Here is a 20324-nt window from a genome sequence, read left to right as displayed (position 1 = left end):
GTTGTTATTAGGTTAACATTATCGTAGCTAATTTATCTATTTATTGTCAATTAAAATGTTTTGATAGTTAGGCTTTAGTGAATCCCTAAGTAATGTGTATGGAATCCGGAATTGCGGAATCCCACTTACATAAGGAGCGATCTCATATAAAGAGAAGTAGACGACAAGGTTATCTGGTTCTAAAAAGTAGTTGAATTTCTTTGTGCTCATCACTTTTTCAGCTGCATCTGGAAAGTAAATACTTTCATTTTGTTTAATTTGTCTAACGACCTCTGTCCGAATGATATCTTTATAGTTGCTATCTTTTTGAAATAAATCAGCTAAACGCAGTACTTTCTTTTCTTTTAAATCAAATGTATTTGCTTTCCATGTATAAATGCCGTGTGCTCCGCCCGTATATTGATAATAATTTAAATATAAGCTAAGCAAGGGAGACTGCTGTAATGTGACTTTATAATCAACATTTGCAACATATGGGTGGAAAGGAGCATCTGATTCCTGAGCTTCTTTATAGTATTTTTTCGCTTCTTTTGCTAATGTTGTTTTAAAACGATCTGTCGTTGTCTTGTAGTATGTATTCAACTTCTTTTGAAATTCCGGATCGTAAAAGTTACTAAAGTAAGGTCTACTAATTTGATATTCTAAATAAGGTTTCTTACCTTTTTGCGTAACAGTCTTAATATCGATTGTCAGGTCAGAAGGGTGGGCTGCATTCGTACAATTTGGTACAATAATGAGCAAGGAGACTAAGAGTAATAGAATACAGAATTTATTTTTCATGTAGATGGAACCTCCTTAGATAAACGCTATGGATAGTTTGAAAATAAATAGGGGAAATTATACATTTTTAAATAAGGAAAAGGGGGAAGTAGCATGCCAAAAACATTAATGGATGCACTTGGGATTGAACTGTTAGAAATGACAGAGGAGAAAGTGGTAGCAACTATGCCAGTAGATGGACGTACACACCAACCGTTTGGTTTTTTACATGGTGGTGCATCAGTTGCATTGGCAGAAACGGTAGCGAGCGTAGGATCCTATAATTTAATTGATCAAGAAAAGTGTATTTGTTTTGGACTTGAAATCAATGCGAATCATCTTCGCTCGAAACGTGATGGAATTGTAACAGCGATCGGTACACCAATCCATAAAGGGCAAACAACGATGGTTTGGGATGTACGAATTATTGATGAAAATGATGATTTACTGTGCATTTCAAGATGTACAGTAGCAATTAAAGAGAAACGCGAAAAATAGGCTGCCGGGGGCAGCCTATTTTTTAATTAGTTATTAATATATAAATACGGATTGAACCCCAACATAAACCCCTTCCTTTTAGGTGGGAAAGAGGATTCACTCATGTACAGAAGCGGTCATTAGCCCCATGCCATGTAAAAACAGAAGGAGAAAATGAGTGAAGGTCTCTTTTTGTCTTCATAGTCATAATTTATATGTTAGAAAATCAAATTGGATTTATATATATCGACCGTCAGGCAATATGAGACATAAAAAAGGCTGCCAAGAGGCAGCCTTTCCATAATTAGAACTGAATTTTCTTCTCTAAGAAGTCTTTTAATTCGCTAATTGGCATACGAATTTGCTCCATTGTGTCACGGTCACGTACTGTAACAGCTTTGTCTTCAACTGAGTCGAAATCATATGTGATACAGAATGGTGTACCGATTTCGTCTTGACGACGGTAACGTTTACCGATAGAACCAGTTTCGTCAAAGTCTACCACGAAGTCTTTTGCTAGTTCTGCGAACACTTCTCCAGCGCCTTCAGATAGCTTTTTAGATAGTGGTAAGATTGCTGCTTTATATGGAGCTAAAGCAGGGTGGAAACGAAGAACTGTACGAGAGTCGTTTTCTAATTGCTCCTCTTCGTATGCATCACATAAGAATGCTAATGTTACGCGGTCTGCGCCAAGAGATGGCTCGATGCAGTATGGTACGTAACGTTCATTCGTTTGTGGATCGATATAGTTAAAGTCTTCGTTAGAATGTTCCATGTGACGTTTTAAGTCGAAGTCTGTACGAGATGCAACGCCCCAAAGTTCGCCCCAGCCAAATGGGAATTTAAATTCAATATCAGTTGTTGCGTTACTGTAGTGAGATAATTCCTCTTCACCGTGGTCACGAAGACGCATGCTTTCTTCGTTCATACCAAGTGCAAGTAACCAGTTTTTACAAGTATTGCGCCAGAATGTGAACCACTCTAAATCTTCACCAGGCTTACAGAAGAACTCAAGCTCCATTTGTTCGAATTCACGTGTACGGAATGTGAAGTTACCAGGTGTAATTTCGTTACGGAAACTTTTACCGATTTGGCCAATACCAAATGGAAGTTTCTTACGCATAGAGCGTTGTACGTTTTTGAAGTTTACGAAAATACCTTGTGCTGTTTCAGGACGAAGGAAGATTTCGTTTGTGCTAGATTCAGTAACACCTTGGAATGTTTTAAACATTAGGTTGAACTGACGGATTTCAGTGAACTCTTGGCTACCGCAGTCTGGACATTTTACTTCGTGTTCTTTCATTAAGTCAGCCATTTGATCGAAAGTAAGACCATCAACGATCATTTCGATGCCTTTTGCATCTAAAGCATCTTCGATTAATTTATCAGCACGGTGACGCGCTTTACATTTTTTACAGTCAATCATTGGATCGTTAAAGTTACCAACGTGACCAGAAGCTACCCAAGTTTTTGGATTCATTAAAATCGCTGCGTCTAAACCAACGTTGTATGGAGATTCTTGAATGAATTTTTTCCACCAAGCTTTTTTCACGTTATTTTTTAATTCGATACCAAGTGGACCGTAATCCCAAGTGTTTGCAAGACCACCATAAATTTCAGAACCAGGGAAAACAAAACCACGATGCTTTGCTAAGTTTACAACTTGTTCCATTGAATACATAATAAAATCCTCCTTTTAAAAGTTAACGTATTGGCGATGACAGGGGGTACTTATTGGATGGCGATGTCTCGAGCGAGCCGCTTGCGCTTTTAGGGATATCTAGCTCCGGTGGCAAGCTCTTCGTGTCTAAGAACCTTCCACACGAGAAAGTAAAAAACACTTTCTATGCGAAAGAACCTTAGCCAGTCAGAGCTGAACGAGCCACCTCTGCTTTTAAGGATATCCAGCTTCAGCGGCTAGACTGTTCGGTGGCTTCACTTCTTCCGCCGAGGCAAAGAACGCCTCTATGTCAGAAGCTCCATCCTCCTCACAGTCTGAGCAAGCCGCTTCCGCTTTAAATATAAAAAAGCTCGTCTCTAGGCATTTTTGCCTAGGGACGAGCTTGTATATACCCGCGGTTCCACCCTAGTTGATGTGTGTAAACACGCATCCACTTTATCACGTATTGCTCGAGACTGCCGTTTCCTTGCTTTTTCAGGCTTTCACTGTCCCTGAATCGCTTTTTGTGCAAGTACTTATAAGTCCGTCATCGCTACTATATTTAATAATAATGACCATATTCTATCATGTTCCTTTTTAAATCACAATAGAGGAACAAGTGTATCTATATAAATACAAATTGAAAAATCATATAAAACCTTCTTTTTAGATGGGAGAGAGCATACGACGATGGATAGGAGCGGACAGTGCCTGTTTTAGCCTTATGCCATGCTAAAACAAAAGGAGAAAATGAGCGGAGATCTCCTTTTGTTTCCATAGACGTGACTTATCTGTGGAAAATCAAGATGAATGTATATGATAGAGTTTTGTCTATTTTACTACCCTTTATTATACAGAGGTGCTCATAGTAGAGCGAATATGCTTAATTGCTTCTCGTTTACTTAGGGGAGCAAGTTCGTTGTTTTGAACGTATTCCCATACAACATGAGGATTCGTTTTTGCATATTCACGAAGTACCCATCCGATTGCTTTTTGAATGAAAAATTCTTTTGAAGCCTTAAGTTGTCCGATAATTGAGAAGAGAAGTTTTTCATCCATTTTCTGTTTATATTTGAGTTGAAATAAGATTGCAGCACGCTGTAACCATATATTTTCTGAAGCGATCCATTTCGGAATATAGGTAGGAATGGCCTCTGGATATTTCAAGAAGATATCACCTAAGAATGTAGGGACGATACCATCAACGGAATCCCACCATGACTTTGTTATAATGAGCTCCTCTAAGAACGGGATGTGAGTTTTATCGAGATGTTTTTTATATTTCTGTAATAAATCGAGAGCGGCGGCTTGAAATTCGCGTTCTGGTAAAGACCAAAGCTCACGGATGACGATTTGAAATTCCTCTTTGTTTGGGAGTTTATGTACTTGTATGACTTCACGTAATAGTTTTCTTCTTTCCGGTGTTTGAATACCGAGAAATGGGAAATGGTTTTTCATATATCGAGCCATTGGTGCTGCTTTTTCAGGGTTTTGATGTGTAATGAAATGTTGCTGTAAGGCTTTTACAAATGGGTGCATAAAAATTGTTCTCCTTTCAGGCTTCTTATTCATATTATATAAAGAAGTGATTAGGAATGGGTATAAAAAATATGATGAGAGTAGAAGGGAGAGGGAGCGATGGAAGATCAAAGTATATTTGCTGGTTTTTTAGCGCTTAGTTTTACTTTTATTTTAATTATTGTAATTTGGGGTATCCTTGCGTATATATTAACTGCATTTGCGCTCTATACGATGGCCAAAAATGATGGTGCTAATGATGGCGTTCTTGCTTTTATTCCATTTTTAAATGGTAAAATCTGGGGGGATTTAGCGAGAGAGAAGTTACCTAGTTTTTTGAAAGAAGATGCAGGATGGAAAGTATTTGGTATATACGTTGCTTGTTTTATTTTGAACTTTATTCCGATTATAAGTATTTTAGCAACAGGAGTATCGCTTGTTTTGTCAATTTATTTGATATATGCCATTTTGGACCGGTATGGTACGAATTCGGTATTATTTACGATTATTCATGTGATAACATGTTCTATTTTTCTTCCGATTCATTTGTTTTTAATTCGAAATGAGCCAACGAAATATTAGGATTTAATTAAGGTGTTCTGTTGAACATTGTCGAACAATCGATATGTTGTGTCGAATGGTTGATATATTGAAAAAATCGCTGATATATGAAAAAAAGGCTATCGTTGCAGCGATAGCCTTTCTTTTTTTGCGAGCCCCTGCCGCTTTTTATGGAATCTAGCTTCGCCTCCTAGCCCTTCACGTCTAAGAACCTTCCGTACGAGAAAGTAAAAAGCACTTTCTGTACGAAAGAACCTTAGCCGTTAGGGCTAAACAGTCGGCTCCGCTTTTTAGACAATCCAGCTCTAGCGGCAAGCTCTTCGTGTCTAAGAACCTTCCACACGAGAAAGTAAAAAGCGCTTTCTGTGTGAAAGAACCTTATCCAGTCAGAGCTAAACGAGCCCCTGCCGCTTTTTATACTACATTAAGTAACGGAAGTAGATATAAATGTGAGAAATAATTAATGAAACGATCATAATCGGGAAACCGAATTTTAAGAATTCCATGTAGCTAAATTTATGTCCTTCACGGCTTGCGATTCCTGCTACGATTACGTTAGCGGAAGCACCGATTAATGTTCCGTTTCCGCCTAGACAAGCTCCTAATGCTAATGACCACCATAATACATCGATTTGTGCATCAGAAGGTGATAGACCAAGACCGACTGCCATATCGTTAATAAGTGGAATCATTGTTGCAACGAATGGAATGTTATCGATCGTTGCTGATGCAATACCAGATACCCATAAAATAAGGATAGACGCGTAAGAAATATCCCCACCTGTTAAATTAATTACTTTTTGAGCTAGCATTTTAATGAGTCCGATATCAATGAGTCCACCAACGAGTACGAATAGACCAGCAAAGAAGAAAATTGTAATCCACTCTACGTGAGCAAATACTTCTTCAATTTCATGTTCTTTTACACCGATTAGCATAAGTACAGTAGCACCTGTTAATGCGATTACGGCTGCATCAATGTGGAAAATAGAATGAGTCATGAATCCAAGGATTGTAAGACCAAGTACTGTTAAAGATTTTTTCATTAATACAGGGTCTTTAATGTATTGTTTTTCATCTAAGCTCATTAATTTTTTAACTTGTACAGGATCAGCGATGAGCTGCTTGCGGTACATAAAATAAATCATTGTTGCTGTTACAGCGATAATGATAAGTACGATTGGTGCTAAGTTGAATAAGAAAGCATTGAAATCTAAATGTTTATTTGCAGAACCGATCATAATGTTTGGAGGATCACCAATTAATGTTGCGGTCCCACCAATATTTGAGAAAATAATCTCAGAAAGTAAATATGGAACAGGATTTACTTGTAAAATGCGCGTAATAGATAAAGTAACAGGGACAACAAGAAGTACAGTTGTTACGTTATCTAGAAATGCGGAACCAATCGCGGTAAGCAAAGAAAGAGAAATTAAAATTTTAATTGGACTTCCTTGTGCTTGTTTAGCGGCTTTAATTGCAACATATTGGAATACGCCTGATTTACTCGTGATGTTAACTAAAATCATCATACCGATCAGTAGCGTAATTGTTCCCCACTCGATATGTTTTGTAAAAGCATTGTGTAAATCAACAACACCTACTATTACCATAAGTGCCGCACCAAGAAGTGCGATAACAGCACGGTTAATTTTTTCTGAAATGATAATGGCATATGTAATTAGAAAGACTGCGATTGCAAAGTAATATTGCCAGTTTGCGATTTCTTGCGTTGTTTCGTGCAAAAATTCCATCTCCTTTCGGGTAACTTTTCTTAGTGTGTCATAAATTTTTGGAAGAAACACACTTAAAGCCATTATAAAGTAGAAAAATGTCGGATGTAAATGAAAGGGTTTGTTTTGTCATATTTTCTATGGAAATGAATTTTTCTCATTTTTGAAAATATTTGCGGTTATTTGACATATACATAAGATACATCCAATCTGAATGATTAGCATTCGAGCTTGTTCGTGTAGGAGGACAAAGTAGATGAAATGATAAGGAAGGGATCGTATGGATGAAAAACAATTTTTATTTTTAGATTTCGAGTTCACGATGCCTCAAAATAGGAAAAAACCAAAGGGTTTTTTTCCAGAGATTATTGAGGTGGGACTCGTATCAGTTGTTGATTGTGTAGTGGAAGATACGTATTCATCTTATGTAAGGCCGGAAACTTTTTCATACTTAACAGAGCGGTGCAAAAAATTTTTAGGTATCAAACAGGAAGCAGTAGATGGAGGGATTTCGTTTTTGGAACTTGTCGAAAAACTTGTCCAATATGAAAAACGTTGCCAAACAACAATTGTAACGTGGGGCAATATGGATATGAAAGTATTGAGGCAGAATTGTGAGGCGGTAGGTGCAGCGTTTCCTTTTTCGGGACAATGCCGAGATTTATCGCTCGAGTATAAACGTTTCTTTGGTGAACGGAATCAAACTGGATTATGGAAAGCGATTGAAGCGTACGGGAAAGTAGGGACGGGAAAGCATCATTGCGCGCTTGATGATGCGATGACGACCTACAATATTTTTAAGTTGGTCGAAAAGGATAAAGAATATTTAGTAAAGCCTTCTCCACCGACTTTAGGTGAGCTTATCGATTTTTCGAAAGTGTTAAAGAAAGTGAGTACACAATAGCGACCAAATTACAAACTGTGTAATTTGGTCGCTTTGTTTTTTACAGCTTGTAATCTTGTTTTAATTGCTGGAGTGTTTGTAAACTACGCTTTGCAAACGGAGAATCATCTTCTGAAAATGCATTCATTTGTGATTCTAATGCCGTTTTCAGAGATTCTTTATAATCCGGGATATCCCCTTCATATTTTTTTACCATTGGTTGCGGAATATTTGTTTGTTCACGGAAAGCTAAAGCGCGCCGTTCATGGAAAAATGGTACATCAGCTTGTTTCACATTATGTAAATCACCTTGCGTAGGATGTTTTAAAACAGCCAATACTTTGACAACATAACTTCCAGGACGGCTGTTTGTAATTTCGCCGATATATTTTCCTGTTTTATAAATGCCAGTAACGATTTCACCAATTTTGAATGTTTCATTCATATTTTTCACCTCAATTTTATAGTAAGGAAAGTGAAGAATAGAGTCAAAGAAATCATTTGCTGGAGAATGATTTCGGGTGTGAGAAATGTTATAATCCAAAGAGATATGACAGAAAATTCTGGTGAGTTGACAAGATGAAGGGGTGTATCGTTTACTTCGGTGAATTCACAGATAGAGATATATTTTTGCCAGGAGGTTTACTGAATAGAGTAAGATTGTAGAAAAAACAGAGGAGTGATTTTCATGATGCCTTTATATTTTCCAGAAGATAAAACAGAATATATTATTCCAGGGATTGTTTGTGTTTTATTTATAATTGGTGCAATTGCAACGTGGCGCATGTTTATTCGCGTATCAAAAAGAGAAGCAGAACGTTTGCAGAAGGTAGAAAAGAAGTTATTAGCTGAGAAGAAACAGTAAGTTCGTGTGGTATGTTTCCCTCTATGCTCGGACAATCTAAGGGCAGAATGTATTTTGGAGGGAATTGTGATGAAAAAACAGCTTTTATTTGGGTGTTGTTTGCTGTTTCTTATGACAGGTTGCGATAAAGGAAATCCAAAAGAAATCGAGGTGAAATTACATAACGCCTCTGGTGATAAAGTAGGTACAGCGAAAGTAAAACAACAAACGAGTGGTGTGAAAATATCTATTAAGGCAGAAGGGTTCAAACCGGGAACTCATGGATTACATATTCATGAAATTGGAGAGTGTGAAGCACCTCGTTTCATATCAGCTGGGGATCATTTTAATCTAGATAAGAAAAAGAAACACGGACTTATGAATCCAAAAGGTGCAGAAAATGGAGATTTACCGAATGTAATTGCAGATGATAAAGGCGCGATTGAAGCAGAAATTGAGGCACCGAATGTATCACTTGAAGAAGGAAGAACGACGCTTTACCGAAAAGATGGTGCATCTATCATTATTACGGATAAGCCTGATGATGGTATGACGCAGCCTGCTGGAAATGCAGGGAATCGAATTGCTTGTGGTGTCATTGTAGAAAAGGCATCAGCTGCTAAGAAAAAGTAGAAGCTACCTTCGAAAGGGTAGCTTTTTAGTTGATTATGAAAATGTATACTTCAGTCTGCGCAGTATTTCTTCAAGTTGCTTTCTTGGACAACCGATATTAATACGAATGTGCTGCCTTCCACCTATTCCATATTTTTCACCTGGTTCCACAATAATTTTTCCCTTTTCTTCAAGTTGCTTTGTGCGTTCTTCTTGAGAGAGTCCAAGGCGAGAGCAATCAACCCATAGTAAAAAAGTACCTTCTGACTGAATGACAGAAAGTGCAGGGATATGCGCTTCAATAAATTCACGAGCAAACTGAGCATTTTCTTCCATATATAAACGGATGTCTGTTAACCATTCGTTACACTCTGTATAGGCACTTTGCATTGCCACGTAAGCAAATATATTTAACCCATGAAAACCTTGGCGATGTTGCACAGATGTAAAGGCATCCCGAATGTTTTGATCTGGAATAATAATGATCGAGGCTTGTAATCCGGCAATATTAAATGTTTTACTTGGTGCCATACAAGTAATGCTGCGTGCAGCTAATGATTCAGATATGGAAGCAAATGGTGTATGGGTATGACCCGAGAAAATGATGTCCGCATGGATTTCATCTGTGACAACGGTTACATTATATCGTTCACATAAATCCCCAAGCTTTGTAAGTTCATCCTTTGTCCAAACGCGTCCAATAGGATTATGCGGACTACAAAGAAGAAGGAGTTTTACACCTTGCTTAAATTGTGCCTCTAAATGTTCAAAGTCCATTGTATAGAAACCATTTTGCAAATGTAACGGATTTTCACACAGACGGCGCTGGTTTTTTATGACCATATCAAAAAATGGTGGATAAATAGGTGGTTGTACAAGAACGGATTCACCTTCGTTTGTTAAAGCTTGCACACTTGTACTAAGAGCAGGGACAATACCTGGACTAAAGACAATCCACTCTTTTTGTATTTCCCAATTGTATTGGCTTTTCGTCCACTGACAAATCGTATTCGTAATTTCTTCTGGTGGTATTGTATAGCCGAAAATAGGGTGTTCAAGGCGTTTTTGTAGTGCGGATTGAATTGGCTCTGGAATAGGAAAATCCATATCTGCAATCCATGCATGTAACAATTCTTCATTCTTATAAGTATCCCATTTTACACTATGGGTTCCACGGCGATTTAAAGTTTTATGAAATTGCTGCATATTTTTGCTCCCTTCATAGTTTTGTGAAAGTTCCTTACTTCTTCTAGCATAGCTGATATGATACGATAAAGAAAAGATTTAAAAAGTGGAAAAGGCGGGAAGTAGATGGGTGCATATGAAAAGATGGTGGAAATGGTGAAGGATTGGGATCCTTTTCAAATGGGACCGGAATTTTATGAAACAGAAGCAAGTGATGTTGTGTACGTGGTGAGCGCGTTTGACGATTCGAAATATATTGCAAAAAAAATACAGCATATTTATTTCATGTCGTTTGAAGAAGTACCAGCTATCGAAAAATGCGAGAAGCTAGCAGAGGAATTACTCCTATTAAAAGAAGGTGGAAGTTGTTCATTGTAGGCTGTCGGGTGTTCCGGCAGCCTTTTTTAGGAGTTCATGTTGTACCTTATTGAGCGATCGCTATACGAATACTACTGTGCTGAAAATGCTAGGATCTCTTCATATACATGTTCTGGTTTTTCCTCTGGGAGTAAGTGTCCTGTATTTTCGTATGAAATAAATTTAGAGTTTGGTAAGTCCTCGTGTAACCGATGTCCAACATGAACGGGAACAACCCGGTCTTTTTCACCCCAAATGAGTAAAGTTGGCGTTTCGATTTTTCGTAATTCAGCTGACGATAAATCTCCTTCACGGTCTCTGATCATTCGCGTTAGAGCAGGGAAAATGCGGTTATCGTAAAAGGGAGCGGCGTATCCTTCCATCATTTCATCATCAATTAAAGAGTGATCATGAACAACATTCATTAAATTATGAACAATGCCTCTTCTTATAATCCAATTTTTCACGTATAAATGAAAGAACGGTAAATAGGAAGAGTAGATGAGCGGGAACTTTGCTCGTGTTAAGTAGCTTGAGCTACATAGTAAGATTGTTTTTGCAATTAAATCAGGGCGTATGCGATTGACATAGAGTGAGATTTGCCCGCCCATTGAATGGCCGACTAGTACAATATTTTCTAGCGCCAAATGTTCCATTAAATCGATAATTACAGTTGCTAAATTATGATAAGAATATGTAAATTGATTGGACTTATCACTTTTTCCAAACGGTGGCAAATCAAGTGCGACAACAGTTCCTTCTTTGACAAGCAATGGGATGAGTCGCCGGTAACTAAATGAGGACGATAGAAAACCGTGAACGAGTACAAAAGTTGGTTTTTCCTCTTTACTCCGGTGTTCATACAACTCGTAATGAACAGTAGTGCCGCGAGTGGAAAAAGTGAAGTAAGGTTGCTTTATCTTATGTTTCATTTTCTTTCACTCCAGTGATTTTTTTCATATCATCTCCTAGTAGAAAAAGATTTATGTTAACAAAAAAAGGCAAGATGGAGACCCATCTTGCCTTTCGTATTTCTAGTTTTATCCACGTACCACATTAGGCGGTATATTGCCTTGTAACCCAATCACTAGATTTTTCGCAGCTGTCATTGCCATCTCATGTCTCGTTTTTAATGTCGCAGATCCAATGTGTGGCAAAGTAACAACATTTGTTAAGGATAATAACGGATTATCTTTTTCGACCGGTTCCTGTGTAAATGTATCAATACCTGCTGCAAAGATTTTCTTTTGTTTTAGTGCATCAATTAATGCAAGTTCATCGACTGTTTTCCCACGGGAAGCGTTAATGAAAATCGCTGTTTCTTTCATTAATGAAAATTCTTTCTCTCCGATGAGATGGTATGTTTCTTCTGTTAGCGGAGTTAGAAGAACAATGAAATCTGATTGCGCTAGTAATGTGTTTAAATCACAGTACGCTGCTTCGAATCTTTGTTCAGCTTCCTCTTTACGACGACGATTATAATAAAGAACATTCATATCGAATCCGAACTTTGCACGTTTGGCAACAGCTTCTCCAATTCGGCCCATTCCAATAATCCCAATTGTACTATGATGGATGTCTAATCCGAAATGTTCTTTTTTAATTTCATCATCCCATTTACCTTGTTTCACATAAGAATCAAGTTCACATACGCGGCGTCCTGCTGATAACATAAGAGCGAAAACAAGATCAGCAACGGTATCATCTAATACATATGGAGTATTTGTTCCCATCACATTTTTGCCTCGCATTGCTTCTAAATCAAAATTATCATAGCCAACAGAAATATTGCTTACAACTTTTAAGTGAGGAGCTGCTTGTAACAACTCTTCGTCAATTTTGGCACCAAAGTTAAGTAAACCATGTTTATCTTTCACTTTTTCTAATAAAACTTCACGAGGTATCTTCTCGCTACTATCCCATTTTTCATATTCACAATGCTCAGAGATATATGTTTCTACAAATTTTGGAACGCGTTCAGCAATATATACTTTTGGTTTCACGATTTCAGCCCCTTTCTTTTTCATTTTCACATAATTCTCTAAAAAAATCTTCTTTTCAAACATAAAAGGATATCTGTATAATTTAGAAACAAACGAAAGGAAGGGTGAAGAATATGGTGACTGAAAAGGAATTAGAATTATTAGCTTGCCTTGAAAAAAGTAGTCGTTTATCCGTAGAAACTTTAGCGAAAATGTTAAATATAGATGTAGAAGCAGTAAAAGAAATGATTGAGAAATTAGAAAGAGAAAAAATCATTGTTGATTATGTTACACATATAGATTGGACAAAAGTAAAAGAACATAGCGGTTTAACAGCTATGATTGATGTGAAAGTTACGCCGAAGCACGGCGTTGGCTTTGATTCTGTTGCGGAGCAAATTTACCGTTATTCAGAAGTAAAGTCGGTGTATTTAATGTCAGGGACATATGATCTTTCTATTACGTTAGAAGGAAAAAGTATGAGTGAAGTGGCAACATTTGTTTCTGAAAAATTAGCAACAATTGAATCGGTTGTGTCAACAACAACACATTTTATTTTGAAAAAATATAAACATGAGGGACTTATTTATGACAAAACGGATGATGATAAACGAATTGTGGTGGCACCATGAAGCAGTTTGACCTATCAAGAGCTGCAGAATCTTTACAACCATCCGGCATCCGTAAGTTTTTTGACTTAGCGGCAGGCATGAAAGGTGTTATTTCACTTGGAGTGGGAGAACCGGATTTTGTTACACCATGGCATGTAAGGCAGGCATGTATTCGTTCGTTAGAAGAAGGATATACAGCATATACTGCGAATGCAGGATTATTGGAGTTACGTCAAGAAATAGCAAAGTATCTTCAAAAGCAATTCCATGTTTCATATGATGCAAATGAAGAGATAATCGTTACTGTTGGTGCGAGCCAAGCATTAGATGTTGCGATGCGCGCCATTGTAAATCCTGGAGATGAAGTGCTCGTTATTGAACCGAGCTTTGTATCGTATGCACCACTTGTTACATTAGCTGGGGGAGTGCCGGTTCCAGTAGCAACTTCTTTAGAATCGGCATTTAAAGTACAGCCGGAGCAAATTGAAGCAGCCATTACAACAAAAACAAAAGCGATTTTACTTTGTTCTCCAAACAATCCAACCGGAGCACTTTTAAACAAAGCTGAATTGGAAGAGCTAGCAAAAATCGTTGAAAAGTATAATCTCATTGTATTATCTGATGAAATTTATGCAGAGCTTGTATATGACGAAGCTTATACGAGTTTTGCAAGCATCCAAAATATGCGTGATCATACAATTTTAATTTCAGGATTTTCAAAAGGCTTTGCGATGACTGGATGGCGCCTCGGAATGATTGCTGCTCCTGTACACTTCTCAGAATTGATGCTGAAAATTCATCAATATTCCATGATGTGTGCACCGACGATGTCACAGTTCGCAGCATTGGAAGCGCTTCGCTTTGGGAATGATGAAGTCATTCGAATGAGAGACAGTTATAAAAAACGTCGTAATTTTATGACGACATCGTTTAATGAAATGGGTTTAACATGTCATGTGCCAGGAGGAGCTTTTTATGTGTTTCCTTCTATTTCTTCTACAGGATTATCCTCAGCAGAATTTGCAGAACAACTATTGTTAGAAGAAAAAGTTGCAGTTGTACCTGGAAGTGTATTTGGTGAGAGTGGTGAAGGGTTTATTCGTTGTTCATATGCAACTTCGCTTGAACAGTTAATGGAAGCGATGAAGCGAATGAAACGATTAGTAGAAAATAAAAAAAGGACAAAACAGAGTACGTTTTGTCCATAAAAGGGGGGGAATACTAGAAAGCCATGTGTTAGTATTCTATCCCAATATTTGAAAAATATACTTACTAAAGGAAACTTTTTCATGAATTTTGAATGAAATGGGATCTAGTGGTATAATTTACTAATATAGAGTGGAGTTTTTCTCAAGTGATATATTTTGTTTGCTTAAGAATATGTCTTCACTAATCGGGTATTTATGAGCAGTTACTCACTTCGCGTAGCTATATTTATCTGGATTTTGAGGTGGGTACTTGTACTGTAATCTGCAAGTAGCAGAGAAAATGGTAAACGTATGGGAGTGTTTCATATGTCAGAACAATACACAACAGGAGTGGTTGTAAAAGGGAAAGTAACTGGAATTCAAGATTATGGTGCATTTGTAGCACTGGATCAAGAAACGCAAGGACTTGTGCATATATCTGAAATTACAAATGGATATGTGAAAGATATTCATGACTTTTTAAAGGTCGGAGATACGGTAGAAGTAAAGGTACTTTCAATTGATGAAGAACACAGAAAAATGAGTTTATCGTTAAAAGCGGCAAAGCGCAAACAAGGAAGAATCATCGTACCCAAGCCATCTGATAAAGGGTTCAATACGCTTCGTGAAAAGTTAACAGAGTGGATTGAAGAATCACAGTTAACAAAGTAAAAGAGGATCGCTAAATCAGCGATCCTCTTTTACTTTGTTATGATATATATTAGCAAATATGATTGCATGCAATCATATTCGTATGTCGGATGAGAAACGCGAAGTATACTTGTTTATTATCGAACTTCGCGTGTTTCCGGGTGTGTTCCAAGATTTTCAGATGGTTTAAATAATAAACCAAGGTTAATAAGCCCGGAAATACCAACAATACCGTAAATGATTCGTGCAAGTGCTGAATTTTGCCCACCGAAGATAGCTGCTACTAAATCAAATTGAAAGAATCCAATCAGTCCCCAGTTGACGGCACCAATTACAGTGAATACTAATGCAATACGTTGTAAAGTACTCATCTTAAGTAGTCCTCCTTAAATTTGAAGCATAAGCAAGCTTTTAGTGCACGTGAGTAGTTAGAATCCACCTTAGTGGATATAAAGCGAAATCCGAAAATGGAAGTGCGCTTTATACAACTTAACTCTTTTATAGAATGGTTGTCTTTTGTAGTTTTTATACACAAAAAATATCTATTATAAGATGTATATACATCTATACCGAAAAATGCGAATTTTTATGCAAAAAATGAACTTTTTTTAAAAAATATATATTGGTTGCGTTTACAATTCTCCAATTGCTTGATTTACACCTTCAGTTTCGCTAAAGTGAATACAGAAATACATATACATAATTGGAGGGAAAAAGATGAGCACACATGTAACGTTCGATTATTCTAAAGCGTTATCGTTCATCAGTGAACACGAACTAACTTATTTACGTGATGCAGTAAAAGTGTCACATCATGCAATCCATGAAAAAACTGGAGCTGGGAACGATTTCCTTGGGTGGGTAGAGCTTCCGCTTCAATATGACAAAGAAGAATTTGCTCGCATTCAAAAGAGTGCAGAGAAAATTAAAAATGACTCTGACATTTTACTTGTTATCGGTATTGGTGGTTCTTACTTAGGAGCACGTGCAGCAATTGAAATGTTAAACCATTCTTTCTACAATACGCTTTCTAAAGAACAACGCAAAACTCCACAAGTGCTATTTGTTGGACAAAACATTAGCTCCACTTACATGAAAGATTTAATGGATGTATTAGAAGATAAAGATTTCTCCATTAACGTTATTTCCAAATCAGGTACAACAACAGAACCTGCAATTGCATTCCGCCTGTTCCGTAAATTATTAGAAGAGAAATATGGAAGAGAAGAAGCACGTAAACGTATTTATGCAACAACAGATAAAGCGCGTGGTGCTTTAAAAACATTAGCTGACGAAGAAGGCTACGAAACATTCGTAATTCCAGATGATGTTGGTGGACGTTTCTCTGTATTAACACCAGTTGGTTTATTGCCAATCGCAGTGAGCGGTTTAAATATTGAAGAGATGATGCAAGGTGCAGCTGCTGGACATGATGACTTTGCAAAATCAGAACTTGAAGAAAACCCTGCTTACCAATATGCAGTTGTGCGTAATGCTCTATATAACAAAGGGAAAACAATTGAAATGCTCGTTAACTATGAGCCAGCACTTCAATATTTTGCTGAGTGGTGGAAACAATTATTTGGTGAAAGTGAAGGAAAAGATCAAAAAGGTATTTTCCCATCTTCAGCAAACTTCTCTACTGATTTACATTCATTAGGTCAATACATTCAAGAAGGACGTCGTGACTTATTTGAAACAGTTCTTAAAGTAGGGAAATCTACACATGAACTAAAAATCGAATTAGATGAGAATGATTTAGATGGTTTAAACTATCTTGCTGGCGAAACAGTAGACTTCGTAAACACAAAAGCATACGAAGGTACATTACTTGCACATAGCGATGGCGGAGTACCAAACTTAATCGTAAACATTCCAGAATTAAATGAGTACACATTCGGCTACCTTGTATACTTCTTCGAAAAAGCATGTGCGATGAGCGGCTACTTACTAGGCGTAAATCCATTTGACCAACCAGGTGTAGAAGCATACAAGAAAAACATGTTTGCTCTACTTGGAAAACCAGGATTCGAAGAACTAAAAGCAGAATTAGAAGAGCGTTTGAAATAGGGAAAGCGGAAATGGCTTGTTCAGAATGGGAGGGGGATGGAGCTTCAGACATAGAGGCGTAGTTTGCCTCGGCGGAAGAAGCGAAGCCGCCAATCATTCTAGCCATTGTAGCTGGACAAAGAAAAGCGGAAGCTGTCGGGATTATCCCGACAGCTTTTTTATTGGCAAAGCTGGGGGAGGCTTGTCGAACCGCCGATATATTTGAAAAGTTGCTGATATATCGATATTAGAACGAATAGGAATCGGATATGCTAAGGAAAAAGTCTAGGAAGGATGAATAGCTTGATTCCAATTCAATCAAATTTAGAAGGTCATACGTATGCGCTTTTTAAATTAGAAGAAACATTAAAACCACTCGGCTATAGTATCGGCGGTAATTGGGATTATGACAAAGGATGTTTCGATTATAAAATAGATGAGGAGGATGGTTATCAATTTTTACGAGTGCCATTTACAGCAGTGGAGGGAGAGCTTGATGTACCAGGTGTAATAGTTCGTCTTGAAACACCGTATCTTCTTTCGCATGTATATCAAGACGAACTTGATGATCAAGTAAATATGCTAACAGCTGGGACAAGTGGATTAGATCAATTTGCAGAACCGAAAGATGCAGATGGTAATATAAAAAGAAAGTATATTGATATTGGAAAAGTATTAGTACAAGAGTTAGAAAAGCATCTTAATTAATGATGAATTACGATAAGTATGTCGCTTTCAATCATGATAAAGGAACAAACAGGATTGATATGATGCTGTTCATCGCGCCTCACACCGAGTAGCAAAATGTTTTGTTTTAAAAGTAAGTTGCTGCAATCTTCGAAAGTTTGTCCAATATATGATGAAGGAATATCCATTAGCTGCAATTTACTTTCTGAGATTTCATTATAAAGCGTAAATAACACACCTGAAATAGAGGGGAATAAAAGAGATGCGGTAAAAACATAGCTTGTTAATTTATTTCCTTCTATAATCTCTGTTGCTCCTGCTCTAGTTGCATTTTGAATTTGTTCAGAGGTAAGGAGTTCGGCGATGCAGTGAATGTCTGGATTTAGTCCTTTAGCGGTTAAAATATTTAAAATAGATTGTGTATCAGCTAAGCTTTCATTTTTTTCTTTATCTGCTGTTATTAAAATAGTGTGGGCAGTCTTGATATTCGCTTTTAACAAAGTTTGATCGTGATGTGGACACCCCTTAATAAACTCTAAGTGATGGAATGGTCTCGGAAGCAAAGAAAGTGTTTCATCGATGAGTACGATATCAAGATTTGGTTGTAATACATGCATTTGGCTTACAACGTGTTTGGCGCGCTCATTCCAACCGACAATAATCATATGTCCATGACAAGAGGCTGCTTCTTCACCTTTAATCTTCATATATTGTTTATTAATCATTTCGGTAGCGAATAACACCATATAATAGGAGCAGAAGCCTGTTCCTAATAAAATGAGAAACATTCCGATTATTTTTCCTACAGGTGTGTGCGGGACATAATCACCGTAACCGACAGTAAAGACTGTAACAAGCGACCACCATATACCATCAAGCCATGTAGAAAAGTATTTTGGTTCTAATTTATATATGAGGAAACCAAAGGTAGCGATAAGTATGATGATGAAGCTGATTAAACGAAAAATAATGGAGTTACGAAATACATCCACTAGGTTAGCGCGTGATTTCAAAATTTTATTCCTCCTTATGTTGTATAGCTATATCCATTGTTACCATTATGAAAAAAAGAAAAACTCTCTATTTTAGAGAGTCGTTTAATGTTATATAGAAAGTGTTACATACTTTCAACTTCTGTTTGCTGAACGCTTTCGAAAAGCTGCAAGGCATAATACACATCAGCTGTATGTTTTTTTTGATCAACAGATAATTTAAGGTGTAGATAATGGGAGCCATTTTCTAATGTTTTGAGTTTTATGTTCTTTACTTTTATGTCCATTTCTTTTATTTCTTCAATAACGATGGGAATGTTATCCATATCGCGTACAACTAGTTTGACGGCGATATCTCGTTGTCTGAATGACCTAGGACCTAAAAACTTCATTGTTAATGGTATAAGTTCGACACTAATCATAAGAAAACACATGCCGAAAATTGCTTCCAAATAAAAACCAGCCCCAACAGCAATTCCAATACCAGAAGCCCCCCAAATCATAGCAGCGGTAGTTAATCCTAAAATACTGTCATTACCTCTTCGTAAAATAACGCCAGCACCTAAAAAACCGATTCCTGAAACAATTTGAGCAGCAAGGCGAAGTGGATCCATGTTTATATGGTTTGTATGAGGTAAAGTATAAGCTGCTTTAATAGAAACAATGGTAAGGAGGCAACTAATAATGGAAATGACTAAGCAAGTTTTTAAACCGAGTGGTTTTCTCTTTAACTCACGTTCTAAACCGATAGCGAATCCTAAAATGGCAGAGAGACCTAGCTTGATTAGTAAATCGGTATAGTCCATATGTATATTCCTCCTTATAAGTTTGTTCAATGTAAGATAGCGATAATAAATGAGTAAAATATGCATTCTAACTTAAGCTTTTTAACAACGGGGGTATGATTTCCTGCTAAATGAGGTGTTAGCTTTTGGAATATATGTAGTAATTGGATAGAGGTGAAAATGGATATGTTATTTAAGTATATGAGGTTAATAAAGAAACTTGGTTATTTTTTATAAAAAGTTTAAAAAGGGTGTTGCATTTGATTTTTCTACATGCTATATTAATAACCGTCGCTGATGCGAAACGGCAGAAAGCGAAAAAAAGAAATTGAAAAACTTAGTTGACATCAGAAAATGAAGATGTTAACATAAGGAAGTCGCAAATGAGCGACAAACGAGTTCTTTGAAAACTGAACGAAACAAACAACGTGAAACGTCAATTTTTATTTTTATGATGCTAGACAAACTAACTTTATTGGAGAGTTTGATCCTGGCTCAGGATGAACGCTGGCGGCGTGCCTAATACATGCAAGTCGAGCGAATGGATTAAGAGCTTGCTCTTATGAAGTTAGCGGCGGACGGGTGAGTAACACGTGGGTAACCTGCCCATAAGACTGGGATAACTCCGGGAAACCGGGGCTAATACCGGATAACATTTTGCACTGCATGGTGCGAAATTGAAAGGCGGCTTCGGCTGTCACTTATGGATGGACCCGCGTCGCATTAGCTAGTTGGTGAGGTAACGGCTCACCAAGGCAACGATGCGTAGCCGACCTGAGAGGGTGATCGGC

The 20324-nt window shown here is 37.3% G+C and carries 22 protein-coding genes and 1 rRNA gene; 12 read left to right on the top strand and 11 right to left on the bottom strand.

Features of this window, described 5'->3' with window-relative positions:
• Nucleotides 1-36: 36 nt before the first annotated feature.
• Nucleotides 37-780: a DUF3298 and DUF4163 domain-containing protein gene (locus AAIE21_RS13985; RefSeq protein WP_343267339.1), complete on the bottom strand. Its 744-nt coding sequence runs from the start codon at nt 778-780 to the stop codon at nt 37-39.
• Between the two features lie 93 nt (nt 781-873).
• Here AAIE21_RS13985 and AAIE21_RS13980 point away from each other — a divergent pair, with 93 nt between their 5' ends.
• Nucleotides 874-1257, top strand: a complete 384-nt coding sequence (locus AAIE21_RS13980; protein WP_343267338.1) for a hotdog fold thioesterase — start codon at nt 874-876, stop codon at nt 1255-1257.
• Between the two features lie 283 nt (nt 1258-1540).
• On the opposite strand, the gene AAIE21_RS13975 is transcribed toward AAIE21_RS13980, so the two are convergent.
• Together AAIE21_RS13975 and AAIE21_RS13970 are read right to left on the bottom strand one after the other, a co-directional pair.
• On the bottom strand, nt 1541-2917 hold the full coding sequence (locus AAIE21_RS13975; RefSeq protein ID WP_343267337.1) for a glycine--tRNA ligase: 1377 nt from the start codon (nt 2915-2917) through the stop codon (nt 1541-1543).
• A gap of 828 nt (nt 2918-3745) precedes the next feature.
• Nucleotides 3746-4435, bottom strand: coding sequence for a DNA alkylation repair protein (locus AAIE21_RS13970; protein ID WP_343267336.1), 690 nt, complete (start codon nt 4433-4435; stop codon nt 3746-3748).
• 99 nt (nt 4436-4534) lie between these two features.
• On the opposite strand from AAIE21_RS13970, the gene AAIE21_RS13965 reads away from it, so the two are divergent.
• Nucleotides 4535-4996 (top strand): hypothetical protein, encoded by a 462-nt coding sequence (locus AAIE21_RS13965; RefSeq protein WP_343267335.1) that lies wholly within the window; start codon nt 4535-4537, stop codon nt 4994-4996.
• A 398-nt stretch (nt 4997-5394) separates the two neighbouring features.
• Here the strand turns inward: AAIE21_RS13965 and AAIE21_RS13960 are convergent, their stop codons facing one another.
• On the bottom strand, nt 5395-6720 hold the full coding sequence (locus tag AAIE21_RS13960) for an ArsB/NhaD family transporter (RefSeq protein ID WP_343267334.1): 1326 nt from the start codon (nt 6718-6720) through the stop codon (nt 5395-5397).
• A gap of 268 nt (nt 6721-6988) precedes the next feature.
• Between AAIE21_RS13960 and kapD the strand changes: the two genes are divergently transcribed.
• Complete coding sequence (gene kapD / locus AAIE21_RS13955; protein WP_343267333.1) at nt 6989-7612, top strand: 3'-5' exonuclease KapD; 624 nt, start codon at nt 6989-6991, stop codon at nt 7610-7612.
• Nucleotides 7613-7652: 40 nt separating this feature from the next.
• Here the strand turns inward: kapD and kapB are convergent, their stop codons facing one another.
• Complete coding sequence (gene kapB, locus AAIE21_RS13950; RefSeq protein WP_343267332.1) at nt 7653-8036, bottom strand: kinase-associated lipoprotein KapB; 384 nt, start codon at nt 8034-8036, stop codon at nt 7653-7655.
• Nucleotides 8037-8279: 243 nt separating this feature from the next.
• Here kapB and AAIE21_RS13945 point away from each other — a divergent pair, with 243 nt between their 5' ends.
• Entirely contained in the window at nt 8280-8456 is a 177-nt protein-coding gene (locus AAIE21_RS13945; protein WP_174103747.1) for a hypothetical protein, read from the top strand.
• A gap of 69 nt (nt 8457-8525) precedes the next feature.
• Nucleotides 8526-9068, top strand: coding sequence for a superoxide dismutase family protein (locus tag AAIE21_RS13940; protein WP_343267331.1), 543 nt, complete (start codon nt 8526-8528; stop codon nt 9066-9068).
• Nucleotides 9069-9101: 33 nt separating this feature from the next.
• On the opposite strand, the gene AAIE21_RS13935 is transcribed toward AAIE21_RS13940, so the two are convergent.
• The gene (locus tag AAIE21_RS13935) at nt 9102-10253 is read right to left on the bottom strand and encodes a MalY/PatB family protein (protein WP_343267330.1); all 1152 of its coding nucleotides are present in this window, start codon (nt 10251-10253) and stop codon (nt 9102-9104) included.
• A 105-nt stretch (nt 10254-10358) separates the two neighbouring features.
• On the opposite strand from AAIE21_RS13935, the gene AAIE21_RS13930 reads away from it, so the two are divergent.
• The gene (locus AAIE21_RS13930) at nt 10359-10610 is read left to right on the top strand and encodes a DUF1871 family protein (RefSeq protein ID WP_343267329.1); all 252 of its coding nucleotides are present in this window, start codon (nt 10359-10361) and stop codon (nt 10608-10610) included.
• A gap of 71 nt (nt 10611-10681) precedes the next feature.
• Here the strand turns inward: AAIE21_RS13930 and AAIE21_RS13925 are convergent, their stop codons facing one another.
• Both AAIE21_RS13925 and AAIE21_RS13920 read right to left on the bottom strand, forming a co-directional pair.
• Nucleotides 10682-11521: an alpha/beta fold hydrolase gene (locus AAIE21_RS13925; protein ID WP_343267328.1), complete on the bottom strand. Its 840-nt coding sequence runs from the start codon at nt 11519-11521 to the stop codon at nt 10682-10684.
• A gap of 108 nt (nt 11522-11629) precedes the next feature.
• Nucleotides 11630-12592, bottom strand: coding sequence for a 2-hydroxyacid dehydrogenase (locus AAIE21_RS13920; protein ID WP_343267327.1), 963 nt, complete (start codon nt 12590-12592; stop codon nt 11630-11632).
• A 113-nt stretch (nt 12593-12705) separates the two neighbouring features.
• On the opposite strand from AAIE21_RS13920, the gene AAIE21_RS13915 reads away from it, so the two are divergent.
• From AAIE21_RS13915 to yugI, 3 genes are all read left to right on the top strand, one after another.
• A complete protein-coding gene (locus AAIE21_RS13915; RefSeq protein WP_343267326.1) occupies nt 12706-13203 on the top strand; it encodes an Lrp/AsnC family transcriptional regulator in 498 nt (165 codons plus the stop codon).
• On the top strand, nt 13200-14390 hold the full coding sequence (locus AAIE21_RS13910; RefSeq protein ID WP_343267325.1) for an aminotransferase: 1191 nt from the start codon (nt 13200-13202) through the stop codon (nt 14388-14390). The genes AAIE21_RS13915 and AAIE21_RS13910 overlap by 4 nt, the downstream gene beginning before the upstream one ends.
• Nucleotides 14391-14696: 306 nt before the next feature.
• Entirely contained in the window at nt 14697-15041 is a 345-nt protein-coding gene (gene yugI / locus AAIE21_RS13905) for a S1 domain-containing post-transcriptional regulator GSP13 (protein ID WP_174103759.1), read from the top strand.
• Nucleotides 15042-15157: 116 nt separating this feature from the next.
• Here yugI and AAIE21_RS13900 read toward each other — a convergent pair whose 3' ends face one another.
• Nucleotides 15158-15391 carry a DUF378 domain-containing protein gene (locus AAIE21_RS13900; RefSeq protein WP_336453488.1) on the bottom strand — a complete coding sequence of 78 codons (234 nt, stop codon included), beginning with the start codon at nt 15389-15391 and terminating at the stop codon, nt 15158-15160.
• 346 nt (nt 15392-15737) lie between these two features.
• Here AAIE21_RS13900 and AAIE21_RS13895 point away from each other — a divergent pair, with 346 nt between their 5' ends.
• The gene (locus tag AAIE21_RS13895; protein ID WP_343267324.1) at nt 15738-17090 is read left to right on the top strand and encodes a glucose-6-phosphate isomerase; all 1353 of its coding nucleotides are present in this window, start codon (nt 15738-15740) and stop codon (nt 17088-17090) included.
• 282 nt (nt 17091-17372) lie between these two features.
• The gene (locus AAIE21_RS13890; RefSeq protein ID WP_343267323.1) at nt 17373-17777 is read left to right on the top strand and encodes a YugN-like family protein; all 405 of its coding nucleotides are present in this window, start codon (nt 17373-17375) and stop codon (nt 17775-17777) included.
• On the opposite strand, the gene AAIE21_RS13885 is transcribed toward AAIE21_RS13890, so the two are convergent.
• A complete protein-coding gene (locus AAIE21_RS13885) occupies nt 17774-18769 on the bottom strand; it encodes a potassium channel family protein (protein ID WP_343267322.1) in 996 nt (331 codons plus the stop codon). The two genes, AAIE21_RS13890 and AAIE21_RS13885, sit on opposite strands and share 4 nt — an antisense overlap.
• A gap of 104 nt (nt 18770-18873) precedes the next feature.
• Nucleotides 18874-19554: an MgtC/SapB family protein gene (locus AAIE21_RS13880; RefSeq protein ID WP_343267321.1), complete on the bottom strand. Its 681-nt coding sequence runs from the start codon at nt 19552-19554 to the stop codon at nt 18874-18876.
• Between the two features lie 451 nt (nt 19555-20005).
• Here AAIE21_RS13880 and AAIE21_RS13875 point away from each other — a divergent pair.
• A 16S ribosomal RNA gene (locus AAIE21_RS13875) occupies nt 20006-20324 on the top strand; the annotation flags it as partial.

The organism is Paenibacillus sp. 102 (assembly GCF_039549175.1).
Classification (GTDB): Bacteria; Bacillota; Bacilli; order Bacillales; family Bacillaceae_G; genus Bacillus_A.
The sequence above is the reverse complement of the archived record's forward strand: the minus strand, read 5'-3'. Positions and strand labels throughout refer to the sequence as shown.